Consider the following 25,995-nt stretch of genomic DNA (forward strand, 5'->3'; position numbering starts at 1 on the left):
GTAGGGGGCGCCTACCGGGCCGCTGGTACCGCTACTGCGGAAGGATTACCGCGGAGGGACTACTGCAGGCCCGCGGCCTTGCAGGCCTCGGCGTAGTCCGCGGTGCAGATGTCGGAGGCCTTGTAGAGACCGTCGGCGATCACGGTGTCCTTGATGTTGGACTTGGTGACGACCTTGGCCTCCAGCAGCTTGGCCGGGATGCCCTTGTCGGTGTCGCTGTCCGCGGTGGCGGTGGCGACGGACTTGATGTCCTTGCCCTGCAGCAGGTCGACGGCCAGCTCGGCGGCGCTGTCGGCGAGCGGCTTGTACGCCTTGTAGATGGTGTAGGTCTGGTCACCCGCGACGATCCGCTGGATGGCGTCCAGGCCTGCGTCCTGGCCACCCACCGGAACGCTGATGCCGGCGGCCTTCAGCTGGGTGACGATCGCGGCGGCCATGCCGTCGTTGGCCGAGTAGACCGCCTGGAAGCCGTCCTTGCCCAGCTGGGTGATGGCGGCGCCGATCTTCTGGCCGGCCACGGTGGGCTTCCACTCACCGGACTGCTCGTAGACGATCTTCTTGACCTTGCTGTCCAGCACCTTGTGCGCGCCGGCCTTGAACTGACCGGCGTTCGGGTCGGCGTCATCGCCGTTGATCATCACGACGTTGGCGTCGGCGGCCTTGTCGCCGAGCGCGTCGACCAGGGCCTGGCCCTGCAGCTCGCCGACCTTCTCGTTGTCGAAGGAGACGTACGCGGAGACCGGGCCGGTGGCCAGCCGGTCGTAGGCGATGACCTTGACGCCCTTGTCCGCGGCCTCCTTCACCCACTGCTGGGTGGACTTGGCGTCGAAGGCGTCCAGGATGATGACCTTCACGCCCTGCGCGATCAGGGTGTCGAACTGCTGCTTCTGCTTGGCGGCGGAACCCTCGGCGTTGCTGTACTTGACCTCGCAGTCGGCGCACAGCTCCTTGACCTTCGCCGTGATGAACGGCTTGTCGAAGGACTCGTAGCGGGTCGAGGAGGCGTTCTCGGGAAGCAGCAGACCGATCGACTTGGTGTCGCCGGAGGAGGCGCTGTCCTTCTTGTCACCACCGGCCTTGCCGCAGGCGGACATGGTCAGAGCCATCGAGACAGCGGCGGTGCCGATTACCGCACGACGCGTCATTGCGTTCATGGTGGGGGGCCTCCCTGACAGAGCCGCAACGTTGCGGCGAGGTGTGGAGGAGTCAACCCGCCCTGATTGCTTGTCGTCAATAAGTAAAACCGGAAGACCGGAGATCCGAATCTTTTCGTTATCTTCCTGAAGGCTCAGCCGAGACCATTGACTCCGAGAAGACCCCCAGGAAGACCCCGGGAAGACCCCGGGACGGCTCGGACGGCCCCGGAGATGACCCCGGATTCGCCGGGATCATCCCGTCCGCCGCCTGAGGGGGGGCTCAGACGTGTACCCGCGACGAGGCCCCGGATTGCCGGATTGCGCCCGATTCGCCCATCTCGCTCATCACCAGGGCGAGCGCCCCGAGCACCTCCGCCCGGCCACCCAGCGTGCCCGGAACCACCGACAGGTGGCGCGCCGCACTCGGGATCGCGTACCGGGCCACCGAGTCCCGGATCGGGGAAAGCACCAGCTCACCGGCCTCGGCCAGGTCGCCGCCGAGGATGACCCGGCGCGGGTTGAGCAGGTTGCACAGAGTAGCGACCCCGCTGCCGATCTGCCGTCCGGCGTCGGCGATCACCCGGCGGCAGCCCAGGTCGCCCTGTTGGGCCAGTTGGACCACCTTGGTCAGCGTGAGTTCACCCGGATGATTGGCGTTCAAAAGATTGAGCAGGTAGCGGGAGCCGACGAAGGTCTCCAGACAGCCCCGGTTGCCGCAGCGGCAGACCGGGCCGGCCTCGTCCAGGGTGATGTGCCCGATCTCGCCCGCCGTGCCGCCCGGGCCGCGGTAGATCTGACCGTTGATCACCAGGCCGGCGCCGACACCGCTGGCCACCTTGATGTACGCCAGGTCGCCCAGTCCCCGCCCGGCGCCCCAGACCAGCTCGCCCAGCGCGCCGAGGTTGGCGTCGTTGTCCACGTGCACCGGCACACCGAGCCGCTGGGACAGCTCCCGGCCGGGGGCGATGCCCGTCCAGCCGGGCAGGATCGCGGTGGAGCCGAGCGCCCCGGTCTCCACGTCGATCGGGCCCGGCACGCCCAGGCCGACCCCGATCACCTTGTCGGAGCGGAACCCGGCCTGGGCCAGCAGCCGCTCCACCATCGCCTCGGCCCGGTCGAAACCCTGCTGGGCTGAGACGTCCACGTCGATCGGCTCGCTCTCCTCGGCGAGCACCCGGTGCGCCAGGTTGCCCACGGCCACCCGCAGGTGGGTGTGGCCGAAGTCGACGCCCACCACGATCCCGGCGTCACCGCTGAGCGAGACGCTGCGGGCCCGGCGGCCGCCCGAGGAGGTGTCGGCGACCACCACGGTGCCGCTCTCCTTGAGCTCCCGGACGATGTTGGACACCGTGGCCGCCGACAGCCCCGTGCTGCGGGCGATCTCGGCCTGGGTCAGCGAGCCGGACATCCGGACCGCCCGCAGGACCCGTTCGAGGTTCGCCCGGTGCAGCGAGGACTGCGATCCCGGTGTGTCCATCGACATGATTCACCCTTCCAGGGCCCGGGGACCCGACCGTCCCCTTGCCCCTGCCGCGCCGTTGCGGCGGAGCTCCGTTGCGGCCATGGCGGGCCGCCACCCACAGGTGGCGGCGCCCCACCAGGCCCCACTTTCAACTTCTGAACCCTATGCTCGGCCCTCAGCCCGATATCGCGTCAAGGCCGAATACAGATCGTTAGAAAACCTCTGCTGAGCCGCTCCCAGCCTGCGAATATCCGCACGGGACCCGGACACCGGCATGGCAAGATGCCAGGCATCCATGCCTGACGAAGGAGTTCCGCGAGTGCCCGGCACAAACTTGACCCGCGAGGAGGCCCGCACCCGGGCCGCACTTCTCCACGTGGACGCGTACGACGTCGAGCTCGACCTGAGCTCGGCCCGCGAGGGCGGCACCTTCCGCTCCACCACCGTGGTCCGCTTCACCGCCGCCACCCCCGGCACCGACAGCTTCATCGACCTGGTCGCGCCGAGCGTCGCCGAGATCGTGCTGAACGGCGAGGCGCTGCCGCTGGAGAACTTCACCGACAGCCGGATCGCCCTGCCCGGGCTCAAGGCCGAGAACGAGCTGCGCGTCGTGGCCGACTGCGCCTACACCAACTCCGGCGAGGGCCTGCACCGCTTCGTCGACCCGGTGGACGGCGAGACCTACCTCTACACCCAGTTCGAGGTCCCGGACGCCCGCCGGGTCTTCGCCTCCTTCGAACAGCCCGATCTGAAGGCCGCGTTCAAGTTCACCGTGACCGCCCCCAAGGGCTGGGCGGTGGTCTCCAACTCCCCCACCCCGGCCCCGGTCGGCGAGGGGGACACCCAGGTCTGGCACTTCGAGCCGACCCCGCGGATCTCCTCCTACATCACCGCGCTGATCGCCGGCCCGTACGTCGGCGTCTTCGACACGTACGAGAAGGACGGCCGGAAGGTCCCGCTGGGCGTCTACTGCCGCCCCTCGCTGCGCGAGTTCCTGGACGCCGAGGCGATCTTCGAGGTCACCAAGCAGGGCTTCGACTACTTCCAGGAGAAGTTCGACTTCGCCTACCCCTTCGCCAAGTACGACCAGCTGTTCGTCCCGGAGTTCAACGCCGGCGCGATGGAGAACGCGGGCGCCGTCACCCTGCGCGACCAGTACGTCTTCCGGTCCAAGGTGACCGACGCGGCGTACGAGGCCCGGGCCTCGACGATCCTGCACGAGCTGGCCCACATGTGGTTCGGCGACCTGGTCACCATGGAGTGGTGGAACGACCTCTGGCTGAACGAGTCCTTCGCCACCTTCGCCGAGGCCGTCTGCCAGGCCGAGGCCCCCGGCTCCAGGTGGCCGGGCTCCTGGACCACCTTCGCCAACCAGATGAAGACCTGGGCGTACCGGCAGGACCAGCTGCCCTCCACCCACCCGATCATGGCGGAGATCAACGACCTGGAGGACGTCCAGGTCAACTTCGACGGCATCACCTACGCCAAGGGCGCCTCGGTGCTCAAGCAGCTGGTCGCCTACGTCGGCCAGGACGCCTTCTTCAAGGGCGTACAGGCCTACTTCAAGGCCCACGCCTGGGGCAACACCCGCCTCACCGACCTGCTCGGCGCCCTGGAGCAGGCCAGCGGCCGCGACCTGAAGACCTGGTCCAAGGCCTGGCTGGAGACCGCCGGCATCAACGTGCTGCGCCCCGAGATCACCCTCAACACCGACGGCCAGATCGAGTCCTTCGCGGTCATCCAGGAGGCCCCGGCGCTGCCCGCCGGCGCCAAGGGCGAGGCCGTGCTGCGTCCGCACCGGATCGCGATCGGCGCCTACGAGCTGACCGACGGCAAGCTGGTCCGCACCGACCGGATCGAGCTGGACGTCGACGGCCCGCGCACCGAGGTCCCGCAGCTGGTCGGCGCGCACCGGCCGGCCGTGCTGCTGCTCAACGACGACGACCTCTCCTACGCCAAGGTCCGCCTCGACGAGGACTCGCTCGCCGTCGTCACCGAGCACCTCGGCGGCTTCACCGACTCGCTGCCGCGCGCCCTGTGCTGGGCCGCCGCCTGGGACATGACCCGCGACGGCGAACTCGCCGCCCGCGACTACCTGTCGCTGGCCGTCTCGGGCCTGGCCAGGGAGACCGACATCGGCGTGGTCCAGTCGGTGCACCGCCAGGTCCAGCTGGCCCTGCAGGCCTACACCGACCCGTCCTGGCGCGAGCAGGGCCTGGCCCGCTGGGCCGAGGCCGCCGAGCAGCAGCTGCGCGCCGCCGCCCCCGGCAGCGACCACCAGCTCGCCTGGGCCCGCGCCCTGGCCTCGGTCGCCCGCACCGAAGGCCAACTCGCCCTGCTGGCCGGCCTGCTGGACGGCACCCGCACCCTGGACGGCCTGGCCGTCGACACCGAGCTGCGCTGGACGCTGCTCTCCCGCCTGGTCGCCACCGGCCGCACCGACGACAAGGCGATCGACGCCGAACTGGCCCGCGACAACACCGCCGCCGGGCAGGAGCACGCCGCGAGCTGCCGCGCCGGCCGGCCGACCGCCGAGGCCAAGGCCGAGGCCTGGGCCTCGGTGGTCGAGTCCGACAAGCTCACCAACTACGTCCAGGAAGCGATGATCAGCGGCTTCCAGCAGGCCGACCAGCGCGAACTCCTCGCCCCCTACCGCGCGAAGTACTTCGCCGCGGTCAAGGGCATCTGGGAGACCCGCAGCCACGAGATCTCGCAGCAGATCGTGACCGGGCTGTACCCCTCGCAGCTGGTCGACCAGGACACCCTGGACGAGACCGACGCCTGGCTGGCCGCCGCCGAGCCGGCGCCCGCCCTGCGGCGCATGGTGGTCGAGGCCCGTGCGGGCATCGAGCGTGCGCTCAAGGCCCAGGCCGTCGACCACGCGGCGGGGGCCCGGGCCCTGGGGCACTGACGCCCGAGCGGGTGACCGGGCGGTCCGGCGTCGCCGGACCGCCCGGTCACCCGCGGCCGGCTCCGCACCGCGGCAGGGCACTTGGGCGCGGTGTGGAGCCGCTCCGGCCGGCGGTGCGGCGTCCCCTCAGCGGGCGGGCAGCCGGACGGTGAAAGACGTACGGCCCGGGCGGGCCGTGAGTTCGACGGTGCCGTGGTGGGCGGTGATGACGGCGCGGACGATGGCCAGGCCGAGTCCGGTGCTGCCGGTGGTCCTGGCCCGGGCGAGGTCGCCGCGGACGAAGCGTTCGAAGATCCGTTCAGCCAGGGCGGGTTCGATACCGGGGCCGCTGTCGGTCACGGTGAGCAGCACCAGGCCCCCGCCGCCGGAACCGGCCGAGAGCGCGAGCGTCACCCGGGTGCCCTCGGGGGTGTGCACCCGGGCGTTGGCGAGGAGGTTGGCCACCACCTGCCGCAGCCGGTCCGCGTCGCCCGTGACCAGCACCGGCTCCTCGGGGAGTTCCAGCTGCCAGCGGTGGTCCGGGCCGGCGGCGCTGGCGTCGGCGGCGCAGTCCAGCGCCACCCGGGTCAGGTCCACCTCCTCGGCGGCGAGCGGCCGCCCCGCGTCCAGCCGGGCCAGCAGCAGCAGGTCCTCGACGATCGCGCCCATCCGCTGCGCCTCGGCCTCGATCCGGCCCAGCGAGTGCCGTACCCCGGCCGGCACCGGGCCCGGGTGCCGCAGTGCCAGTTCGGCGTGGCCGCGGACCGCCGCCACCGGGTTGCGCAGTTCGTGGCTGGCATCGGCCGCGAAGGTCCGCAGCCGTTCCTCGACCGACTGGCGGCGGGCGAGCGCGTCCTCGACATGGCCCAGCATCCGGTTGAGCGCGGCGCCCACCCGGCCGACCTCGGTGCCCAGGTCGTCGTCGGGCACCCGGACCGGCACCACGGCCTCACCACTGGCCAGCGGCAGGCCGCTCACCCGCTCGGCCGCGCCGACCACCCGGTCCAGCGGGCGGAGCGAGACCCGGACCCAGAGCGCCCCCGCGAAGCCCGTCGCGGCCAGCGCCACCGCGAACACCACCAGCTCGATCATGACCAGCCGGTGCACCGCGTCCTCCACCGGGTGCAGCGGCAGCCCGGTCACCAGGACGTCGCCGTCCCGCCCGGCGGTCGCCCGCAGCCGGTAGCCGGCCAGGCCGGACAGCTTGACGCTGCGGCTCTGGCCGTCGACCGGCAGGGCGGCCAGGGCCCGGCGGTCGGCGGCGGTCAGCGAGACCATGTCGTCGGTGTCGGCGGCCACCGTCCCCTCGGCCACCTCCGGGTCGTCCGCGTCGCCGTCCACCACACGGGCGGCGGTGACCGTACCGTTCAGCAGCCGGGCCCCGAAGGTCCCCGGGGCCTGGGCCCTGGTGTCGCCACGGGCGTCACCGTAGGCCTCCGGCCCTTCCGAGTGCTCCAGGCTGGCCGCGTAGCGGCCGCCGGTGTCGGCGAGCTGCTGGTCGAGCCGGTCGACCAGGAAGTGCCGCAGCGCCTGGGCGGTGGCCAGCCCGACGCCCGCGCAGGTGAGCAGCAGCAGGGCGAGCAGTCCGGCGATCAGCCGCGCCCGCAGGGTGCGCGGGGCCAGCCGGCCGAGTGCGCCCGAAGCCCGGCGGATCACCGGGGCGCCTTGATCACGTAGCCCGAGCCCCGGACCGTGTGGATCATCGGGGCACGGCCGAGGTCCACCTTCTTGCGCAGGTAGCTGATGTAGAGCTCGACCACGTGGGCCTGCCCGCCGAAGTCGTACGACCAGACCGCGTCGAGGATCTGCGCCTTGCTCACCACCTGCCGGGGGTGCTGCATCAGAAAGCGCAGCAGGGCGAACTCGGTGGGGCTGAGCTCCACCGCCTCGCCGGCCCTGGAAACCTCCCGGGCCCGCTCGTCGAGCACCAGGTCGCCCAGCACCAGGGCGCCGTCCGGCACCTCGGGTCCGACGGGCCGGGCGCGCCGGAGCAGACTGCGCAGCCGGACCACCACCTCGGCCAGGCTGAACGGCTTGGTGACGTAGTCGTCGCCGCCGGCGGCCAGGCCCGCGATCCGGTCCTCGACGGCGTCCCTGGCCGTCAGGAAGAGCACCCTGATCTCCGGCTGGGCGGCGTGGATCCGGCGCAGTACCTCCATCCCGTCGAAGTCCGGCAGCATCATGTCGAGGACCACGGCGTCCGGCCGCCAGTCGTCCGCCGCCTCGACGGCCGCCTGCCCCGCGGTGGCGCCGCGCGCCTCCCAGCCCTCGTAGCGGAGCGCCCCGCAGACCACCTCGACCAAATCGGGTTCGTCGTCGACGACCAGGATCCGCCACGGTCGCCGCTCGGGCTTGGCTGGGTGGTCCATGAGCCCTTCCTGGGGAGTCGTTCCGGTACCGGGAACTGCCATCCTGCCTGCTCGCGATGAGAATGCGGTGAGATCCACAACTCGCCCGTAGACCGGTACGTGCCCGCTGACCTGGTAAAACAGTGGTTTTCCGACTGTCGGGTGGCCATCGTTTCAGAGCTGACTGAGAGCTTGCGATGCCAGGGTTGCCACCGAGCCGCCCGGATGGCGAGGAGGTACACCCGTGGCCGCACCCTCTCTCACCGACGCCAGACCGCGCCAGGCACCCGCCCGGCGGCGGCGCGTGCCCGAGCCCCGGCGGCTGCCGGACGGGCTGCTGCCGCTCGCCGCCCTGGCGGCGATCGGGGCCGGTGCCCTGGGCATACTCGCGCTCTGGTGGCGGGACACCCCCTGGGTCAACGGCACCGCCCAGTGGCTGACCGAGTCCGGCCGGATCACCGGTCTGCTGGCCGGGTACGCCGCCCCCGTCCTGCTGCTGCTGATGGCCCGCATCCCGCTGCTGGAGCGCGAGCTGGGCGCCGACCGGCTGGCCCGCTGGCACGCCATGGGCGGACGCTACCTGGTCGGGCTGGTCTCGCTGCACGTGGTGACGATCGTCTACGGCTACGCCCTCACGGACGGGCAGGGGCCGATCGGCGAGGGGGTCGAGATCGTCTTCCACTTCCCGGAGATGATCAAGGCCACCCTGGCCACCCTGATCGTGTTCGGCACCGGTGCGGTCTCCGCCCGGGCCGCGCGCCGCCGGCTGCGCCACGAGACCTGGTACTACCTGCACCTGGCCACCTACCTGGCCGTGGCGCTCGGCTTCGGCCACCAGCTGGCCACCGGCGCGAACCTCGGCGAGGGTCCGGGACGCGCCGCCTGGTACGCGCTGTACCTCGGCACGGCGGTCCTGCTCGGCTGGTACCGGCTGGCCGTGCCCTGGCTGCGGGACCGGCGGCACCGGCTGCGGGTCGCCGAGGTGCGCCCGGAAGGACCGGGGGTGGTGTCGGTCTTCCTGACCGGCGAGCGGCTGGAGGAGCTGCGGGCGGAGTCCGGGCAGTTCTTCCGGCTGCAGTTCCAGGCACCCGGCCTGCGCTGGGCCTCCAACCCGTACTCGCTCTCCGCTCCCCCGCTCCACGGCTTCCTGCGCTTCACCGTCAAGAACCTCGGCGACCACAGCGCGGCGGTGGCCGGCCTCCGGCCGGGCACCAGGGTCCGCGCCGAAGGGCCGTACGGCGCGTTCACGGCACGGCGGCGGCGCGGGCGCAGGGCCCTGCTGCTGGGGGTCGGGGTGGGGATCACCCCGCTGCGCGCGCTGTTCGAGACGCTGCCCGGCGAGCCGGTGCTGGTGCAGCGCGCCCGGCGGGCCGAGGACCTGCTGTTCCGCGCGGAACTGGCCGCCGTGGCCCACGCCAGGGGCGCCAGGTACCACGAGCTGATCGGCAGCCGGGAGCAGGTCGGCGACCTGGGTGCCGCGCTCCGGCGGCTGGTGCCCGACCTGGCCCGCCACGAGGTCTACCTGTGCGGGCCCGAGGGCCTCGCCGAGGAGGCCGTCCGGGCGCTGCGGGCCGTCGGAGTGCGGCGTTCCCGGATCCACCACGAGTCCTTCATCCTCTGATTCCGCTCAGGAGACCCACCGTGCGACGAGCCATCGTCACCAGTACCGCCACCGTGGCAGGGGTGATCCTGCTGCTCTCGCTCAAACCCCACGGCGGTACCCACGCCGCCGGTACCCAGGTGATCAGCACCGGTGCCGGATCCGGCACGGGCCCGGTCTCCGGTGCCGGGCCCGCGCCCGGCCCGAGTACGGGCTCAGGGAGCTCAGCCGGCTCGGGAAGCACAGCGAGCTCGGGAAGCTCAGGGGGCTCGGGGAGTGTCACGGGCGATGCCGTCGACACCCGCTACGGCCCGGTGCAGGTGCGGCTGTCCATGAGCGGCGGACGGATCAGCCGGATCGACGTCCTGCAGTACCCGGACAGCAGCGGCCATGACCGGCGGATCAACGCCGACGCCCTGCCCACGCTCAACCAGGAGGCCATCGCCGCCCAGAGCGCGCAGATCGACGCGGTCTCCGGCGCGACGTACACCAGCGAGGGCTACACCCGCTCGCTGCAGAGCGCGCTCGACAAGGCCGGTGTGCGGTGATCCGGCACGCCGAGCACGTGATGGGGACGGTCTTCTCCTTCGCCCTCCGCGACCCCGGGCCCGAGGTGACCGAGGCGCTCGGGCGGGTGCTCCGCCGGCTGCACCGGATCGACGAGGTGTTCTCGACCTACCGGCCCCAGAGCGACATCAGCCGGCTGGGACGCGGGGAGCTGGCGCTCGGACAGTGCGATCCGGCGGTCGCCGAGGTGCTGGAGCGGTGCCGCGAGGTCGCCGCCGAGACCGACGGCTGGTTCACCGAACGGCCCGGCGGACGGCTGGACCCGAGCGGGTGGGTCAAGGGATGGGCGGTCGAGGAGGCGTCCGAGTCGCTCCGGGCGGCCGGCTCCGGGCACCACCTGGTCTCCGGCGGCGGTGACGTGCAGACCTGCGGCGGGCCCTGGCGGATCGGGATCGCCGACCCCCTGCGGCCGGGTGCCGTCGCCGCGGTGGTGGCGGGCCGGGACCTCGCCGTCGCCACCTCGGGTACCACCGAGCGCGGCGCCCACATCCTCGATCCGCACACCGGCGAGCCGGCCACCGGCCTCGCCTCGCTCACCCTGGTCGGCCGCCACCTGGCCCGGACCGACGCCTGGGCCACCGCCGCCTTCGCCATGGGCCCCGACCTCGGCCTCGCCTGGGCCGCCGCCCGGCCCGAGGTCGAGGCACTCGCCGTCCTCCCCGACGGCACCCGGCGCCGGACGCCCGGTTTCCCCGACGCGGAAGCCGTCTGACGGCGGCGGGAGACCCGGCCGCCCGGTCGACCGCGCGGGACCAGGGGTACGAGGAGCCGCGCGACCGGTCGGGCACCGAGGCACGGCGTCGGTCGCGCGGCCGGTCGCGCTCGCACCGTGCTCCGCCGTCGCGGAGCCGGCCGTCCCGTCAGGCCGGCCGGGCCGCGCCCTGGCGGCGCGCCCGGCGGGAATCGTCGGTCACGCCCTGGCCGCACCGGGATGCCGGGCCACCGCGGGTACGCCGAAACGCCGTCGGGGATACCCCGCGACGGCGTCGGCGATCCGCTGGTCCGGCTGTGCCGCGGTTACTTCTTCTTGGCCTTGGGCGACAGCACCATGACCAGCCCGGCGATGATCGCGAAGAGCACCAGCGGGGTCACCACGAAGAGCCCGATGGTCTGGGCCATGCCCATACCGGGGCCCGGGTCGTCACCGTCGTCCCGGACCAGAGCCATGGCGGGCGACGACATCAGCATCATCAGCGTGGCCGCTGCGGTGACCGCACCAGCGCGCAAAGCGTTCCTCTTGTCCACCTTTCCAAGGTACCGGCCCCTTACCGGATCATGTGCGCCGGGGTGCACCTCCTGCCCACGGCGCACCTGCCGTGCTTGGACCGACCGGCAATGGGGAGCGTGGATCGAGAAGGGGGTCCCCCCGCCCGATGGCGGGCAAGGAGGGAGAGAGAGCTATCGGCACGCGACGCCGCGGGCCCTATTGCCGGTCGGTCGTAGCGCCGCCACCAGCCGGGCGGTGCCGGGGGCCGCGGCCAGCTCGTCCAGGGTGACCGGCCGGCCGTCCCGGTCGGCCACCGGCAGGCGCCAGTTGGGGTACTGGTCCCAGGTGCCGGGCAGGTTCTGCGGGCGCGGGTCGCCGACGGTGTCCGGCAGCCAGACGCCGACCAGTGCGGCGGGGGTGGCGAGCAGGAAGGCGTACAGCGCCTCGGGGGTCAGGGCGTCCGTCTCGGCGAGCAGCCCGGCCCGGACCAGCTCGGCCCGCCACTCGGCCAGCTCGCGCGCCGCCTCGGCCTGCTCCTCGCCGAACGGCCGGGCCAGCAGCCCGAGCCGGTGCCGCAGCTCCACGTGCTCGCCGCTGAGCCGGGCCGCGGTGCTCGGCAGGTCGTGGGTGGCGAGGGTGGCCAGGCAGTCGGCCCGCCAGCGTTCGGGCGGCAGGACGGCGCCCCCGTGCCGCCAGTCCCGCTCGAACCAGAGCACCGAGGTGCCGAGGATCCCGCGCGTCGCCAGCTCCTCCCGCACACCCGGCTCGACCGTCCCCAGGTCCTCGCCGATCACCCGGGTACCGGCCCGGTGCGCCTCCAGCGCGAGCACCCCGAGCATCGCCTCCGCGTCGTAGCGGACGTACGCGCCCTGGGTCGGCGGGTGCCCGGCCGGCACCCACCAGAGCCGGAACAGGCCCATCACATGGTCGATCCGCAGCGCCCCCGCGTGCCGGGCGGCCGCCCGCAGCAGCTCCGCGTACGGGGCGTAGCCGCTCGCCGCCAGCGCGTCCGGGCGCCACGGCGGCAGGCCCCAGTCCTGGCCGTGCGGGCTGAACGCGTCCGGTGGGGCGCCGACCGAGATGCCCTCGGCCAGCACGTCCTGCAGCACCCAGGCGTCCGCGCCCTCCGGGTGCACCCCCACCGCGAGATCGTGGATCAGCCCGATCGGCATGCCCGCCCGCTCGGCCGCCCCCTGGGCGGCGCCGAGCTGCTCGTCCACCAGCCAGGCCAGCCAGCGGTGGAACTCGATCCCGGCGGCGTGCTCGGCCCGCGCGGCGGCCACCTGCGGGCTGTCCGGCCGGCGCAGGCCCTTCGGCCAGCCGCGCCAGTCGCTGCCGTGGACGTCGGCCAGCGCGCACCAGGTGGCGTACTGCTCCAGCCACTCGCCCTCGCGCCGGACGAACGCGCGGTACGCCGCCTCCCGGCCGGCCCCGCGCCCCACCCGGTGCAGCAGCTCCAGTGCCTGGCGCTTGAGCGCCCAGACCTCGTCCCGGTCGATCAGCCCGTCGTGCCGCAGTACCTCCTCGCGCAACCGGGCTGCCTGGGCGGGGAGTTCACCGAGGTCCGCGTAGGCGTACTCGGGGACGGCCTCGATCCGCAGGTGCACCGGGTCGGCGAAGCGGCGCGAGGACGGACGGTAGGGCGAGGGGTCACAGGGCGCCCCGGGACGTCCCGCGTGCAGCGGGTTGATCTGCAGGAAGCCCGCCCCCAGCTCGCTGCCCGACCAGCTCGCCAGCTCCGCGAGGTCCCCGAGGTCGCCCATCCCCCACGAGCGTTCCGACAGCACCGAGTACAGCTGCGCCAGGAAGCCCCAGCTCCGGCCCTCGGTGGCGGGCACCCGCAGCGGTGCCACGATCAGCGCGGCGCTCTGCTCCCGGCCCTCCAGCCGTACCGTCAACCGGTGCCGCCCGAGCGGGAGGTCGGCGGGCAGCCAGTGCGAACGCCCGGCGGGCAGCGTCCACTTCCCGCCGTCCTCCAGGGCGAGGCTCAGCCGTGCCTGTGCCGGCACGTCCAGCGCGGTCCGCCGCCCGGACCGCACCACCACGCACGGCGGCAGCAACCGCTCCGCCAGCTCCGCCCGGTGGCGCTCCGTCGCCTCGCGCACCGCCTCGGGCGAGTGCGCGTCCACCCCGAGCGCGGCCAGCACCGCCACCAGCGTGTGCGCCGCCACCGGCACCGGCCCGCTGCCCGGGTCGTACGTACTGTCCACCCCGTACGCATGCGCCAGCGCCACCAACTCCGGCGGCGGGGGCGGCGCGTCCTCGGCGGGGGCCTGCGTGCTGCCGGCTGCTTCGGCACGGTCCAGATATGCGGCCACTGATGCACTCCTGCGGGTCCAGAAGGCGGTACGGGACTCCCCAGTCCTACCCGCGCCCACTCCGCCCGACCCCGTACGACACGACCGGCCCCGGTCACCGGACGGGTGAACTTCACCTCGCGGCAAGGGTGCGGACGACCGGTGCCGGGCTCCCGTCGGCGGGCACGGACGGACGGACACCGGTCTGCTGGCCGGAGGGAATGCACGGCACATATCATCGGTAGCCATCAGCCACGTTGACACCGGACCAGGTAGCTGGTGGGCTGTGCCGCGGGTGGGTCGAAGGTGACGATGCCGGCTGGGGGTCGCGGGCGCCCGGGCCGGTGAACTGGGGTTTCGGGTGCGAGGAGGCTGCTGTGCAGGCGCGGGTTTCGGAATTCGCGGGGCGGCGGCTGAGACAGCAGATCGATCACAGCGCCGCACTGCGTGAGGTGTTGCAGCATCCGGCCGCACAGGCCGCGCGCCGGGCGACGGCGCGGACCGCTCGGCAGCTGGCGCCCAAGTCGGCGGACCGGCTGATCGCGGATCTCAAGGGGACCGAACCGCTGCTCGCCTCGGTGCGGGCCGAGCGGCGGGCCACCGGCTCCGGTTACCGCCGGACCGCGCTGCAGCTCGCGGCCACGCTGTCGGCCGCCGCCGTGGTGAGCGGCCTGCTGGCGGGCCCGCCCGCGTACGCCGGTGCCCCGCTGGGGCAGGCCGCGGTCAGCACCCAGCAGGACCAGCAGGACCAGCAGGGACGCCTGGGCTCGCTGACCGATCCTCAGGTGTACCCGCGTCCGCAGGAACTGCGCACCGCGGGGCGCCCCGTCAGCGTCCCCTCGAACGTGGTCCTGGTCCCCGCGGCCGATGCCGACGGAGCGGCCCTGGACGCCGTACGGGAGGTGCTCACCGCCGCCGGCGCCACCCGGATCACCACCGTGGCACCGTCGGTCCCGGACGCCGGTTCGCTGGTGGTGTACGTGGGCGGCCCCGCCGAGGGCGCGGGCGGCGCGACCGACCGGGTGCTGAGCGAACTCGCCGAGGCCGGGGCGGCGGACAAGGGCGCGACCGCCCCGTCCCTCAACGGGCTGCCGAGCGGCGGCTACCTGCTGACGATCGGCCAGCTGCCGGCCAGCGGCGGGACGTACGGCGCGGTGGTGCTCGCCGGAATAGACAGGACCGGTACGTTCAACGCCGCGCAGAGCCTGCGCCAGCTGCTCTCCCCGGTGCCCTCCGGGCAGGGGCAGAGCGGGCCGGCCCGGAGCGGGCAGGGCGGCGGCGACAAGGGCTTCCCCGGCGTCAGCATCCGGGACTGGTCGAGCGGCGCGCCCGTCCGCGGCGTCGCCGAGTCCTTCTACGGCACCCCGTGGACCACCGAACAGCGGCTGAGCCAGCTGGACTTCCTCGGCCGCACCAAGCAGAACTTCTACCTCTACGCGCCCGGCGGCGACCCGTACCGGCTCTCCTCCTGGCGTGAGGCGTACCCCGAGACGCAGGCCGCCGACCTGCGGCAGCTGGCGGACCGGGCCCGGCGCAACCACGTCACCCTCGGGTACTCGATCGACCCGGGCCAGTCGTTCTGCTTCAGCTCGGACCGCGACGTGGACGCGCTGGTGGCCAAGCTGGACAAGCTGCGCGAGATCGGGTTCGGCGCCTTCCAGCTGCAGTTCCTGGACATCAGCTACGACGAGTGGCACTGCACCCTGGACCGGAAGAACTTCGGCAAGGGCCCGGCGGCCGCCGCCAAGGCGCAGGCCCAGGTGGTCGCCAAGGTGCAGGACCGGCTGATCTCCAAGCACCCCGAGCTGGCGCCGCTGTCGATCGTCCCGACCGAGTACCAGCGGGCGGGCGGCAGCCCGTACCGTTCGGCGCTGGCGGCGGCGCTGCCGCAGGGCGTCCAGATCGCCTGGAGCGGTGGCGCGGTGATCCCCGCGAAGATCACGGACACCCAGACCGCACAGGCCGCCGACCAGGCGGACGGCCACCCGCTGATGACGCTGGACAGCTACCCGGTCAACGACTCCACCCCGGACCGGCTCTACCTCGGCGGCTACACCGGGCGCGACCCGGGCGTGGCGAGCCGGTCGGCCGTGCTGCTGACCTCCGCGATGAGCCAGCCGCTGGTCTCCCGGATCCCGCTGGCGACCGCGGCCGACTTCGGCTGGAACCCGTCCGGCTACCGCCCGGCCGACTCCTGGCAGGCCGCGCTGCGCCCGCTGACCGGCGACGGCCCCGGGCTCGCGGCGCTCACCGCGCTGGCGGGCAACAGCCAGTCCTCCCCGCTGGCGAAGACCGAGTCCGGGTACCTGACACCGCTGCTGGAGAAGTTCTGGTCGGCGCTGGAGCCGAGCGCGGGCAGCCCGCCCGACCTGGCGAAGCTGCACGACGCGGCGGCGCCGGTCCGGGACGCGTTCACCACCATGGCCGGTGCCCAGCGCGCGCTCGCCAAGGACGCGGTCGGCAGCGAGGCCGCGCCCTGGCTGACCCAGCTGAGCACCTACGGCCGGGCCGGGCAGGCCGCGGTGGACATGCTGCTCGCTCAGCGCGGCGGGGACGGTTCGGCCGCCTGGCAGGCCAGGACCGAGCTGCGGCAGCTGCGCCAGCAGCTGACCCAGGGCGGGGCGACGGTCGGGGCGGGCGTGCTGGACCCCTTCCTGGACCGGGCGCTGCAGGCGGCGGACAACTGGACGGGGGTCAGCGCGGGCTCACTCACGCCGACCACCACGCTGGGCACCGCGCACGACCACGGCCCCGCGCTGATGGTGGACGGTGCGGCGGACACCTTCTACTGGAGCTCCGCTCCGCCGCAGGTCGGCGACTCGGTCGGGGTCAACCTCGGTGCCGGGCGGGCGATCGGCCAGGTCACGGTGCTGATGGGGGCCTGGGGCGACGACCCCGACGCCAAGAGCGCGGCCGACGACTACCTGCACGACGGCGTCCTGGAGTACTCCACCGGCGACGGCGTCTGGAAGCAGCTGGCCAAGGTGCACGAGCAGAGGACGGTCACCGTCACGGCGCCGGCCGGCACGGTCGCCAAGGCCGTCAGGCTGCGGGCCACCACCGCGCAGAAGACGGCGGTGGCGGTGCGCGAGTTCACCGTGGGGGCGCCGGGCGACACCCCGGCGACGGTCACCGGCGGTCCGGCCGCCGCCCCCGGCTCCTCGCCCTCGTCGGTACTGGACGGCAACCCGGACACCGCGTTCCGTGCCGCGACCGCGCCGACCGCCGACGACGCCCCGCTCACCATCGAGCTGGGCACCTCCCGGCCGATGGACCGGGTGACGGTGCTGACCGACCCGACCGTCCGGGCCACCGCCACCGTCGAGGTGCGGCGGGCGGACGGCTGGGCGGCCATCGGCAGCGCGCAGCCCGGCTACAACGAGCTGCCGGCCGGCGGCCAGAGCGCGGACGCCATCCGGCTGACCTGGGCCCCCGGCGGCGAGCCGCCCGTGGTGAACCAGGTCATCCCCTGGTACACCGACGTCCCGGCGGCCCGGCTCAGCCTGGCCGACGGCTCCCTCGACGTGGTCGCGGGAGCTCCGGTGCCCGCGCAGACCCAGGCGGTGGTCGAGTCCGGCCGCCCGGAGGGCGCCACCGGCGACCTCAAGACCGAGGTCCCGGCGGCGGCGAAGGGGCTGACGGTCACTCCGGCGGCCGCCGTCAACGTGCCGCGCGGGGGCCGGGTGGGGACCCCGCTGCTGGTCACGGCCACCAAGGACACCCCCTCGGGGACGTACCAGGTGCCGGTGACCTTCACCGCGGGCGGGGCGACGGTCCATCAGGTGCTCCAGGTGCGCGTGGTGCCGGCCACCGCCGGAGCCGACCTGGCGCGCACCGCCACGGCGACCTCGTCGGGCGACGAGACGCCGGACTTCCCGGCCTCGGCGGTCAACGACGGGGATCCGGGGACCAGGTGGTCCTCGCCCGCGCGGGACGACGCCTGGGTGCAGCTGGCGCTGCCGCAGGCCGTCCGGCTCGGTTCGGCGGTGCTGCACTGGCAGGACGCCTACGCCTCGGCCTACAAACTGCAGACCTCCCCGGACGGGGTCAACTGGACCACGGTCGCCTCGGTGAGCACCGGGAAGGGCGGCACCGAGACGGTGCGGTTCGACGCTCCGGGGACGAAGTACCTGCGGATGCAGGGCGTCTCACGGGCGACCAAGTACGGGTACTCGCTGTACGGGATCGAGCTGTACGCCGTCGCTCCCTGAGCGGGGCCGGCCGGGCCGGAAACGGCGGGCCGCCGACGCTCCCGCTGAGGGGTGCGCCGGCGGCCCATGAGGCGTACCGGTCGGTGTGACGGGCAGGCCCGTGTCGGTCAGGCGGAGAGCGGCTCCGGTGAGGGGCGATCGCCGCGGTGGACGGGGTGGGTGTGGCCGAGCGGTGCCGGAAGTGCTCCGTTCGACTCGGTATGGTCGTGGTGCTCGTACTCGTGGAACTGCTCGAGGGCGCCGTACGGCTCCAGGTAGGGCCGCCAGCGCGGGTCCCTGATGCCGGTGCCGATGACGCGCCAGGCCAGGCCGCTGGGCGGGGCCGGGGGACGCTTCATCCGCCAGCCGAGTTCGGTCAGGTGGCGGTCGGCCTTGGTGTGGTTGCAGCGGCGGCAGGCCGCCACCACGTTGTCCCAGCGGTGCTGGCCGCCCCGGCTGCGCGGGATGACGTGGTCGACGCTGGTGGCGGTGGCACCGCAGTAGACGCAGCGCCCGTGGTCACGGGCGAACAGCGCGCGGCGGGTGAGCGGGACGGGACCTCGGAACGGAACCCGGACGAACCGGGTCAGGCGGACGACGGACGGCGCCGTTACGGCGCTGGTGGCGCTGTGCATAGTGACTCCCGAGTCCTCCAGGCTGACCGCCTTGTGGTTGAGGACCAGGATGAGCGCCCGGCGCATGGAGACCACGCCGAGCGGCTCGTAGGACGCGTTGAGGACCAGGACATGCGGCACGGAGGCCTCCTTGGACGCCTGCGGCGCGTGGCTCGCGCCGGGACGAGCGGGTGATCGCGCCGGTTTCCGCAACGCGATCTCCACCAGTGTCGCCTTACGCCGTGGTAGGGCGCCACCACTCCTGTGTAACGGGTCTGATGTGGGTTCCGTCATAGCGGGTATGCCCGCGGCGCGGCGCCGATGCACCGCGGGGCCGCTGGTCGGGGCCCGCCGGAGGCCGTGGCGGGGGCTCGCGGGGGCGCTGATGGAGCGTCCGTCCGGGTGGCGCGCGACGGCTACGCTGGTCAGGACCACCGACCCCTGTTGGAAAGAGGCTCAGCACGTGTTCCGGTCCGGTGTCACCGGCCTTCTCGCCAGCGCGGCCCCCGCGGCCACCCCTTCCGCCCCGTCCTCGTCCGACCCGCTGCCGGGGCTCGACCTCAAGCTGCCGACGAGTGCGAACGAGGTCTCGGCCAGCACCCGGCAGGCGGCGAACTGGCTGGACGCCAACTGGCAGGGGTGGGTCGAGGGCGCGCTGCGGATCGTCTTCCTGGTGCTGCTGGCGCTGGTGCTGCGAGCCGTGGTGCGCAAGCTGATCACGCAGCTGATAGGGCGGATGACCCGCCACCACGAGCACGACTCGGACTACGGCCGGCTCGGCGGGCTGCTGGCCAACCACGGGGTGGTGAACCCGGAGCGCCGCCAGCAGCGGGCGGAGGCCATCGGCTCGGTGCTGCGCAGTGTGGCCTCCTTCAGCATCCTGGGTACGGCCGCGCTGATGGTGCTGTCCGCGCTCGGGGTGAACCTGGCGCCGCTGCTGGCCAGTGCCGGTGTCGCCGGTGTGGCGATCGGTTTCGGCGCGCGGAACCTGGTGACGGACTTCCTCTCCGGGGTCTTCATGATCATGGAGGACCAGTACGGCGTCGGGGACGAGATCGACGCCGGGGTGGCCACCGGCACCGTGCTCGAGGTGGGCCTGCGGGTCACCAAGCTGCGCGGGAATAACGGTGAGATCTGGTACATCCGCAACGGCGAGGTCAAGCGGATCGCCAACATGAGCCAGGGCTGGGGCACCGCCACGGTGGACGTGCAGATCGCCTACCGGGAGGACCTGGAGCGGGTCAGGGAGCTCATCGAGGAGGCCGCCGAGCAGCTGGGCAAGGAGGCCCCGTACGACGAGCTGATCTGGGGCCGGGCCAAGGTGCTGGGCGTGGAGTCGGTGGCGGCCGACTCGCTGGTGCTGCGGGTCGAGGCCAGGACCACGCCGGGCGAGTCGGCGAAGGTCGGCCGGGCGCTGCGGCAGCGGCTGAAGCTCGCCTTCGACGAGGCCGGGGTGAAGCTGAAGGAGGAGCCGGCGCCGGTGGTGGCCGCACCCGCGGTGGAGACCGCCGCGCCCTCGGCGCTGGCCGATCCGAGCTCGGCGCGGTCGCTGGCCGCCAAGCCGATCCCGCTGCCGACCGACTGAGGCCGCCCGGCTGAGGCCGACCAACTGAGGCCGACCGACGACAGGGCCCGCGGCCCCGGAGCCCCGTCCACCCCGAGCAGGTGGTGGACGGGGCTCCGTGCTTCTCCGGCAACCGTGCTTCTCCGGCGACCCGTGCTTCTCCGGTAACGCTTCGGCATCCACCCCTCGCCTGGTCATTGACACCCTCCGGCGGCTGGACTTAGCGTCCTCTCAGTGATTGGAAACTTTCCTAACAGTCGGCGCTTTCCCCACCCCGCACCGCACGGACCGCCAGGGACAGAGGAGGATCGGGCCGTGAACGACAAGATCCCCACCCCGTCGGGCCGGCCGGCCCCGCTGGCCGGCACCCCCAGCCTGCTGCGCGCGATCAACGACCGGGCCGCCCTGGAGCTGCTACTGGAGCACGGTCCGCTCTCCCGTACCCAGATCGGTGCGATGACCGGGCTCTCCAAGCCCACCGCCTCCCAGCTGCTGGCCCGGTTGGAGTCGGCGCGGCTGGTGGAGGCGGTGGGCACCGCGGCCGGCGGTCCCGGGCCGAACGCGCAGCTGTACCGGGTCAATCCGGCCGCCGCGTACGTCGCCGGGCTGGATGTGGACACCGCCCGGCTGAGGGTCGCGGTCGCCGACATCACCGGCACCGTGCTCGCCGAGCACACCGTCCGCACCAAGGGCCGGCCCGCCGCGGAGGCGGTGCCGCGCGCGGTCGCCGCCATCGCGGAAACGGTTCAGCAGGCCGGGCTCCCGGCGGACTGCCTGCGCGAGATCGTGATCGGCGTGCCCGGGGCGCTGGACCCGGGCAGCGGCAAGCTCAGATACGCCTCGCACCTGCCGGGATGGCACTCCCCCCGGCTGCTGGCCGAGCTGACCGAGGCGCTCGGCACCTCGGTGAGCATCGAGAACGACGTCAACCTGGCCGCCGTCGCCGAGCGCAGTTCGGGCGCCGCACAGGGCTGCGACGACTTCGTGCTGCTCTGGGCCGCCGAGGGCGTCGGCGCGGCGATAGTCCTCGACGGGCGGCTGCACCGGGGGTTCACCGGCGGGGCGGGCGAGATCGGCTACATGACCGTCCCCGGCGCCCCGGTGGTGAACAACCTCCACCGGAAGAACTCCGGCGGGTTCCAGGAACTGGTCGGCGAGGAGGCGGTGCTCGCCCTGGCCGCCGAGCACGGTGTGGCCGCGCCGACCGCCGAAGGCGCCGTCGAGCTCGCCCTGCGCACCCCCGGCGCCGGCGACCGGTTCCTGCGGGCCCTGGCCGAGCGGCTGGCCGTCGGCCTGTCCGTGGTGGTCTCGGTGGTCGACCCCGAGCTGCTGGTGCTCTCCGGCCGCACCCCCGGCGCGGGCGGCGAACGGCTGTGCCGGCTGGTCCAGGAGGAACTGGCCAGGATCAGCATCCCCCGACCCCGGGTGCGCTGCAGCACCGTGCCCGACTCCCCCGTCGTGCACGGAGCCCTGCAACGCGCCCTGGCCGCCGCCCGGGAGACGGCCTTCACCACGCACTGATGCTCCCGCCGCCTCCGCACCACCCCCCATCCCCCGCACGCGGGCCGAAGGGCGACGGCGCCTGCCCCCGCACACCCAGGAGGACCCACCGATGCACTCCCAGCGCCGCCCCCGCCGCACGGCCGCCGCCACCGGCGCCGCCGTCCTCGCGCTCCTCGCCACCGCCTGCACCGGCACCAACTCGGCCGGGGGAACGGATGATTCGGCCTCCGGCAAGGACGTGACCATCACCTTCTGGCACGGCTGGAGCCAGGAGAACGAGACCAGGGCGATCCAGGCCAACGTCGACGCCTTCCAGAAACTGCACCCCAACATCCACGTCAAGGTGGTCGGCGACATCGCCGACGACAAGAGCGAGCAGGCGCTGCGGGCGGGCGGCCCGGACGCTCCCGACGTGGTGTCCTCCTTCACCACCGACAACGTCGGCAAGTTCTGCTCGGCGCACGTCTGGGCCGACCTGGACCCGCTGCTGAGGAAGGACGGGATAGACCCGGCCAAAACCTTCCCGGCCGCGATGCTCAAGTACAGCCGGTTCGAGGGCGACCAGTGCTCGCTGCCGCTGCTCGGCGACGCGTACGGGCTCTACTACAACAAGACCGCCTTCGCCGCCGCCGGGATCACCGCGCCGCCGAAGACCCTCAGCGAGTTCGACCAGGACGCCGTCAAGCTGACCATCGCCGAGGGGGACACCTACAAGCAGCTCGGCTTCATGCCGGACTTCCACGGCTACGAGTCCACGCCCTCCCACTTCCTGGGCCAGTACGGCGCCGACTACTTCGGCGCCGACGGCACCTCTGACATCGCCACCGACCCCAGGGTCGCCGCGATGTTCACCTGGCAGAAGAACCTGATCGGCAAGCTCGGCGGCTTCGAGAAGCTGGAGAGGTTCCGCAGCGGCTTCGGCGACGAGTTCAGCGCCAAGAACCCGTTCGAGACCGGCCAGGTGGCGATGGCCATCGACGGCGAGTGGCGGACCGCCTCGATCGCCGACGACAAGGTCTCCTTCGACTGGGCCACCGCGCCCTTCCCGGTTCCGGACGACCAGGCCGACACCTACGGGCGCGGCTACCAGACCGGCACCATCATCGGCATCGCCGGCGGCAGCCGGAAGCAGAGCGCGGCCTGGGAGCTGGTCAAGTACCTGACCTGCGACACCGACGCCGTGGTCGACTTCGCCAACGCGATCCACAACGTGCCCAGCACCATCGCGGCACTCGGCTCGCCCAGGCTGGACGCCGATCCCGACTTCAGGACCTTCGTCGACATCGCCGGGAACGCCCACTCCGACACCACGCCCGCCAGCATCAACGGCGGCGCCTACCAGCTGTCGGTGCAGAACCTCGGCTACGCGTACGAGTCCGGCAGGCAGACCGACCTGGCGGCCGGGTTGAAGGCCACCGCCAAGGAGATCGACGCCGCCGTCCAGCAGGCGAAGTGACATGCCCCTCGACACCACGGCCGTACCGGCGGCGCTGCGCAGGAAGCGCCGCCGCGAGCGGGCCCGCACCCTGGCCTTCCTCTCCCCCTGGCTGATCGGCTTCGGCCTGTTCTTCGTCTACCCGCTGGTCTCCACCGTCTACTTCTCCTTCATGAAGTACGACGGCTTCACCCCTCCCACCTTCAACGGCCTGAAGAACTGGGACTACGTCTTCAACCACTACCCCTTCTTCTGGCAGGGGCTGCGCAACACCCTCTGGCTGGTGGTCGTGATGGTCGCCCTGCGGGTCGTCTTCGGCCTGGGCATCGGCCTGCTGATCACCAGGATCAAGGCCGGCGCCGGCTTCTTCCGGACCGCCTTCTACCTCCCGTACCTGGCGCCGCCGGTGGCCGCCACCATGGCCTTCGCCTTCCTGCTCAACCCCGGTACCGGGCCGGTCGACCACCTGCTCGGCGACCTCGGGCTGCCGCAGCCTGGCTGGTTCAACGACCCGTCCTGGTCCAAGCCGGCCCTGACCATGCTGGCGATGTGGGGCATCGGCGACCTGATGGTGATCTTCATGGCCGCGCTGCTGGACGTGCCCAGGGAGCAGTACGAGGCCGCCGAGCTGGACGGCGCGGGCGCCTGGCAGAAGTTCCGCTACGTGACCTTCCCGAACATCTCGCCGATCGTGATGTTCGCGGTGGTCACCGGGGTGATCCAGACCATGCAGTACTACACCCAGGCGATCGTCGCCGGGAAGGTCGCCAGCGGTGTGATCGGCGGCTCCGGCCAGCAGTTCGAGCCCGGTTACCCGCACGGCTCCACCTGGACGCTGCCGCAGATGGTCTACAACCTGGGCTTCCAGCGCTTCGACACCGGCTCGGCCTGCGTGGTCGCACTGGTCCTGTTCGCCATCTCGATGGCGGTCACCTCGCTGCTGCTGCGGCGCCGTTCGGCCTTCTTCTCCGACTGATCCAGCCTGCGAGGACCGTGATGACCACAACCGCCATGTCCCTGCCGGCGACGGGGAAGGCCACCGCCGCCGCGCGGATGGCCCGCAGACGGGCCGCGCTGCACTGGGTGGCCGTCCACTCGACGGCCGTCGCGGCGGCGCTGTTCTTCCTGCTGCCGTTCGTCTTCGTCTTCCTCACCTCGGTGATGTCGGACCGCCAGGCGCTCACCGGCGACCTGTGGCCGCACCAGTGGCAGTGGAGCAACTACGCCAAGGTCTGGCAGACCCCCGGCTTCCTCGGCTGGTGGCGCAACACCCTCCTCTACGCCGGTCTCGGCACCCTGCTGACCGTCGTCTCCAGCCTCCCGGTGGCGTACGCGCTGGCCAGGTTCCGCTTCCGGGGCCGCAATCTCGCCCTGATGGCGGTGATCTCGATGATGATGCTGCCGCCGCAGGTCACGGTCATCCCGATGTACCTGTTCTGGGCCAAGCAGCTCCATCTCTCCGGCACGCTCTGGCCGCTGATCATCCCGATGGCCTTCGGCGACGCCTTCTCCGTCTTCCTGCTGCGGCAGTTCCTGCTGACCATCCCGAAGGAGTACGTGGAGGCCGCCAGGATCGACGGCTGCGGCGAGCTGCGCACCCTGCTGAGGGTGATCCTGCCGATGGCCCGGCCCGCCGTCGCGGCGGTGGCGCTGTTCCAGTTCTTCTACTGCTGGAACGACTACTTCGGCCCGCAGATCTACGCCAGTGAGAACGAGGGCGCCTGGACGCTCAGTTACGGCCTGGAGTCGTTCAAGGGCGCCCACCACACCAACTGGAACCTCACCATGGCCGCCACGCTGCTCGTGATGGCGCCGGTGATCGTGCTGTTCTTCTTCGCGCAGAAGGCCTTCATCGAAGGCGTGACACTGACAGGGGTCAAGGGCTGATGTCTCTCAAACTCGCCATCGTGGGCGGTGGTTCGACCTACACGCCCGAACTGATCGACGGCTTCGCCCGGCTGCGGGACACCCTCCCGATCGCCGAACTGGTGCTCATCGACCCGGCGGTGGAGCGGCTGGAGCTGATCGGCGGCCTGGCCCGGCGGATCTTCGCCAGACAGGGCCACGCGGCCACCGTCACCACCACCTCCGACGTGGTGGCCGGGGTCGAGGGGGCCGACGCCGTGCTGCTGCAGCTGCGGGTCGGCGGGCAGGCGGCCCGCAACGAGGACGAGACCTGGCCACTGGAGTGCGGCTGTGTCGGCCAGGAGACCACCGGCGCGGGCGGGCTGGCCAAGGCGCTGCGGACCGTGCCGGTGGTGCTGGACATCGCCGAGCGGATCCGCGCCACCAGCCCGGACGCCTGGATCGTCGACTTCACCAACCCGGTCGGCATCGTCACCCGCGCGCTGCAGACCGCCGGCCACCGGGCGGTCGGCCTGTGCAACGTCGCCATCGGCTTCCAGCGCAAGTTCGCCGCCCACCTGGGCGTCGCGCCCGAGCGGGTCCGGCTCGACCACGTGGGCCTCAACCACCTCACCTGGGAGCGCGGCGTCACCCTGCTGGACGCCCCGGGCGGTTCCTCGGGACGGGAGGTGCTGCCCGAACTACTCGACGGCTTCGGCCATCTGATCGCCGATGACCTGCGCCTGCCGCTCCAGGTGATCCGCCGCCTCGGCGTGGTCCCCTCGTACTACCTGCGCTACTTCTACCAGCACGACGCGGTGGTCGAGGAGCTCCGCGCCAAGGGCTCCCGGGCGGCCGAAGTCGCCGAGATCGAACGGCAGTTGCTGGAGCTCTACGCCGACCCGAAGCTGGACGCCAAGCCCGACCTGCTCGCCAGGCGCGGCGGCGCGTTCTACTCCGAGGCCGCCGTCCAGCTGATCGGCGCACTGCTCGGCACCGGCGGCGGCACCGACGTGCAGGTGGTCAACACCCGCAACGACGGCATCCTGCCCTTCCTGCCCGAGGACGCGGTGATCGAGGTCCCCGCCGAGGTGGACGCGCGGGGCGTCCGGCCGCTGCCGCAGCGGCCCGTCGAACCGCTGTACGCGGGCCTGATCGCGGCGGTGACGGCGTACGAGCAGCTCGCCCTGGACGCCGCGCTGCGAGGCGGCCGGGACCGGGTCTTCGACGCCCTGCTGGCCCACCCGCTGGTCGGCCAGCTGGACCTCGCCGACCGGCTGACCGACCGGCTGCTGGCGCACAACCACGCCCACCTGGGCTGGGTCTGAGACCGGCTG

At 72.8% G+C, this 25,995-nt stretch carries 18 protein-coding genes; 11 read left to right on the top strand and 7 right to left on the bottom strand.

All coding sequences use genetic code 11. The annotated features are described in order from the left end of the window. Nucleotides 1-59: 59 nt before the first annotated feature. Together ACSMTC_RS11835 and ACSMTC_RS11840 are read right to left on the bottom strand one after the other, a co-directional pair. Complete coding sequence (locus ACSMTC_RS11835; RefSeq protein ID WP_436559629.1) at nt 60-1,154, bottom strand: sugar ABC transporter substrate-binding protein; 1,095 nt, start codon at nt 1,152-1,154, stop codon at nt 60-62. Between the two features lie 262 nt (nt 1,155-1,416). After that, nucleotides 1,417-2,613 carry an ROK family transcriptional regulator gene (locus ACSMTC_RS11840; protein ID WP_436559630.1) on the bottom strand — a complete coding sequence of 399 codons (1,197 nt, stop codon included), beginning with the start codon at nt 2,611-2,613 and terminating at the stop codon, nt 1,417-1,419. 304 nt (nt 2,614-2,917) lie between these two features. On the opposite strand from ACSMTC_RS11840, the gene pepN reads away from it, so the two are divergent. Further along, on the top strand, nt 2,918-5,509 hold the full coding sequence (gene pepN / locus ACSMTC_RS11845; protein ID WP_436559631.1) for an aminopeptidase N: 2,592 nt from the start codon (nt 2,918-2,920) through the stop codon (nt 5,507-5,509). A 126-nt stretch (nt 5,510-5,635) separates the two neighbouring features. Here pepN and ACSMTC_RS11850 read toward each other — a convergent pair whose 3' ends face one another. Together ACSMTC_RS11850 and ACSMTC_RS11855 are read right to left on the bottom strand one after the other, a co-directional pair. After that, nucleotides 5,636-7,144 carry a sensor histidine kinase gene (locus ACSMTC_RS11850; RefSeq protein WP_436559632.1) on the bottom strand — a complete coding sequence of 503 codons (1,509 nt, stop codon included), beginning with the start codon at nt 7,142-7,144 and terminating at the stop codon, nt 5,636-5,638. Continuing rightward, the gene (locus tag ACSMTC_RS11855; RefSeq protein ID WP_436559633.1) at nt 7,141-7,857 is read right to left on the bottom strand and encodes a response regulator transcription factor; all 717 of its coding nucleotides are present in this window, start codon (nt 7,855-7,857) and stop codon (nt 7,141-7,143) included. The genes ACSMTC_RS11850 and ACSMTC_RS11855 overlap by 4 nt, the downstream gene beginning before the upstream one ends. A gap of 223 nt (nt 7,858-8,080) precedes the next feature. Here ACSMTC_RS11855 and ACSMTC_RS11860 point away from each other — a divergent pair, with 223 nt between their 5' ends. Genes ACSMTC_RS11860 through ACSMTC_RS11870 form a run of 3 tightly spaced genes read left to right on the top strand, consistent with a single transcriptional unit; the run spans nt 8,081 to nt 10,715 of the window. Continuing rightward, entirely contained in the window at nt 8,081-9,457 is a 1,377-nt protein-coding gene (locus tag ACSMTC_RS11860; protein WP_436559634.1) for a ferredoxin reductase family protein, read from the top strand. 20 nt (nt 9,458-9,477) lie between these two features. Then, on the top strand, nt 9,478-9,984 hold the full coding sequence (locus ACSMTC_RS11865; RefSeq protein WP_436559635.1) for an FMN-binding protein: 507 nt from the start codon (nt 9,478-9,480) through the stop codon (nt 9,982-9,984). 20 nt (nt 9,985-10,004) lie between these two features. Further along, nucleotides 10,005-10,715 carry an FAD:protein FMN transferase gene (locus ACSMTC_RS11870; protein ID WP_436564658.1) on the top strand — a complete coding sequence of 237 codons (711 nt, stop codon included), beginning with the start codon at nt 10,005-10,007 and terminating at the stop codon, nt 10,713-10,715. A gap of 305 nt (nt 10,716-11,020) precedes the next feature. Here the strand turns inward: ACSMTC_RS11870 and ACSMTC_RS11875 are convergent, their stop codons facing one another. Together ACSMTC_RS11875 and malQ are read right to left on the bottom strand one after the other, a co-directional pair. After that, nucleotides 11,021-11,248, bottom strand: a complete 228-nt coding sequence (locus ACSMTC_RS11875; RefSeq protein ID WP_436559636.1) for a hypothetical protein — start codon at nt 11,246-11,248, stop codon at nt 11,021-11,023. A gap of 153 nt (nt 11,249-11,401) precedes the next feature. Further along, on the bottom strand, nt 11,402-13,528 hold the full coding sequence (gene malQ, locus ACSMTC_RS11880) for a 4-alpha-glucanotransferase (protein ID WP_436559637.1): 2,127 nt from the start codon (nt 13,526-13,528) through the stop codon (nt 11,402-11,404). Nucleotides 13,529-13,884: 356 nt separating this feature from the next. Between malQ and ACSMTC_RS11885 the strand changes: the two genes are divergently transcribed. Next, complete coding sequence (locus ACSMTC_RS11885) at nt 13,885-17,718, top strand: beta-N-acetylglucosaminidase domain-containing protein (RefSeq protein ID WP_436559638.1); 3,834 nt, start codon at nt 13,885-13,887, stop codon at nt 17,716-17,718. 107 nt (nt 17,719-17,825) lie between these two features. On the opposite strand, the gene ACSMTC_RS11890 is transcribed toward ACSMTC_RS11885, so the two are convergent. Continuing rightward, entirely contained in the window at nt 17,826-18,452 is a 627-nt protein-coding gene (locus ACSMTC_RS11890) for an HNH endonuclease (RefSeq protein WP_436559639.1), read from the bottom strand. 322 nt (nt 18,453-18,774) lie between these two features. Between ACSMTC_RS11890 and ACSMTC_RS11895 the strand changes: the two genes are divergently transcribed. From ACSMTC_RS11895 to ACSMTC_RS11920, 6 genes are all read left to right on the top strand, one after another. Beyond that, nucleotides 18,775-19,896, top strand: coding sequence for a mechanosensitive ion channel family protein (locus ACSMTC_RS11895; RefSeq protein ID WP_436559640.1), 1,122 nt, complete (start codon nt 18,775-18,777; stop codon nt 19,894-19,896). A 294-nt stretch (nt 19,897-20,190) separates the two neighbouring features. Beyond that, the gene (locus ACSMTC_RS11900; protein ID WP_436559641.1) at nt 20,191-21,396 is read left to right on the top strand and encodes an ROK family transcriptional regulator; all 1,206 of its coding nucleotides are present in this window, start codon (nt 20,191-20,193) and stop codon (nt 21,394-21,396) included. 91 nt (nt 21,397-21,487) lie between these two features. Further along, nucleotides 21,488-22,834 carry an ABC transporter substrate-binding protein gene (locus tag ACSMTC_RS11905; protein ID WP_436559642.1) on the top strand — a complete coding sequence of 449 codons (1,347 nt, stop codon included), beginning with the start codon at nt 21,488-21,490 and terminating at the stop codon, nt 22,832-22,834. A 1-nt stretch (nt 22,835) separates the two neighbouring features. Next, on the top strand, nt 22,836-23,789 hold the full coding sequence (locus ACSMTC_RS11910; RefSeq protein WP_436559643.1) for a carbohydrate ABC transporter permease: 954 nt from the start codon (nt 22,836-22,838) through the stop codon (nt 23,787-23,789). A 20-nt stretch (nt 23,790-23,809) separates the two neighbouring features. Beyond that, nucleotides 23,810-24,700: a carbohydrate ABC transporter permease gene (locus ACSMTC_RS11915; protein WP_436559644.1), complete on the top strand. Its 891-nt coding sequence runs from the start codon at nt 23,810-23,812 to the stop codon at nt 24,698-24,700. Then, a complete protein-coding gene (locus ACSMTC_RS11920) occupies nt 24,700-25,986 on the top strand; it encodes a 6-phospho-beta-glucosidase (RefSeq protein ID WP_436559645.1) in 1,287 nt (428 codons plus the stop codon). Before ACSMTC_RS11915 ends, ACSMTC_RS11920 begins: the two co-directional genes overlap by 1 nt. Nucleotides 25,987-25,995 lie beyond the last annotated feature (9 nt).

Source organism: Kitasatospora sp. HPM-01-4 (genome assembly GCF_051374625.1).
GTDB lineage: Bacteria > Actinomycetota > Actinomycetes > Streptomycetales > Streptomycetaceae > Kitasatospora.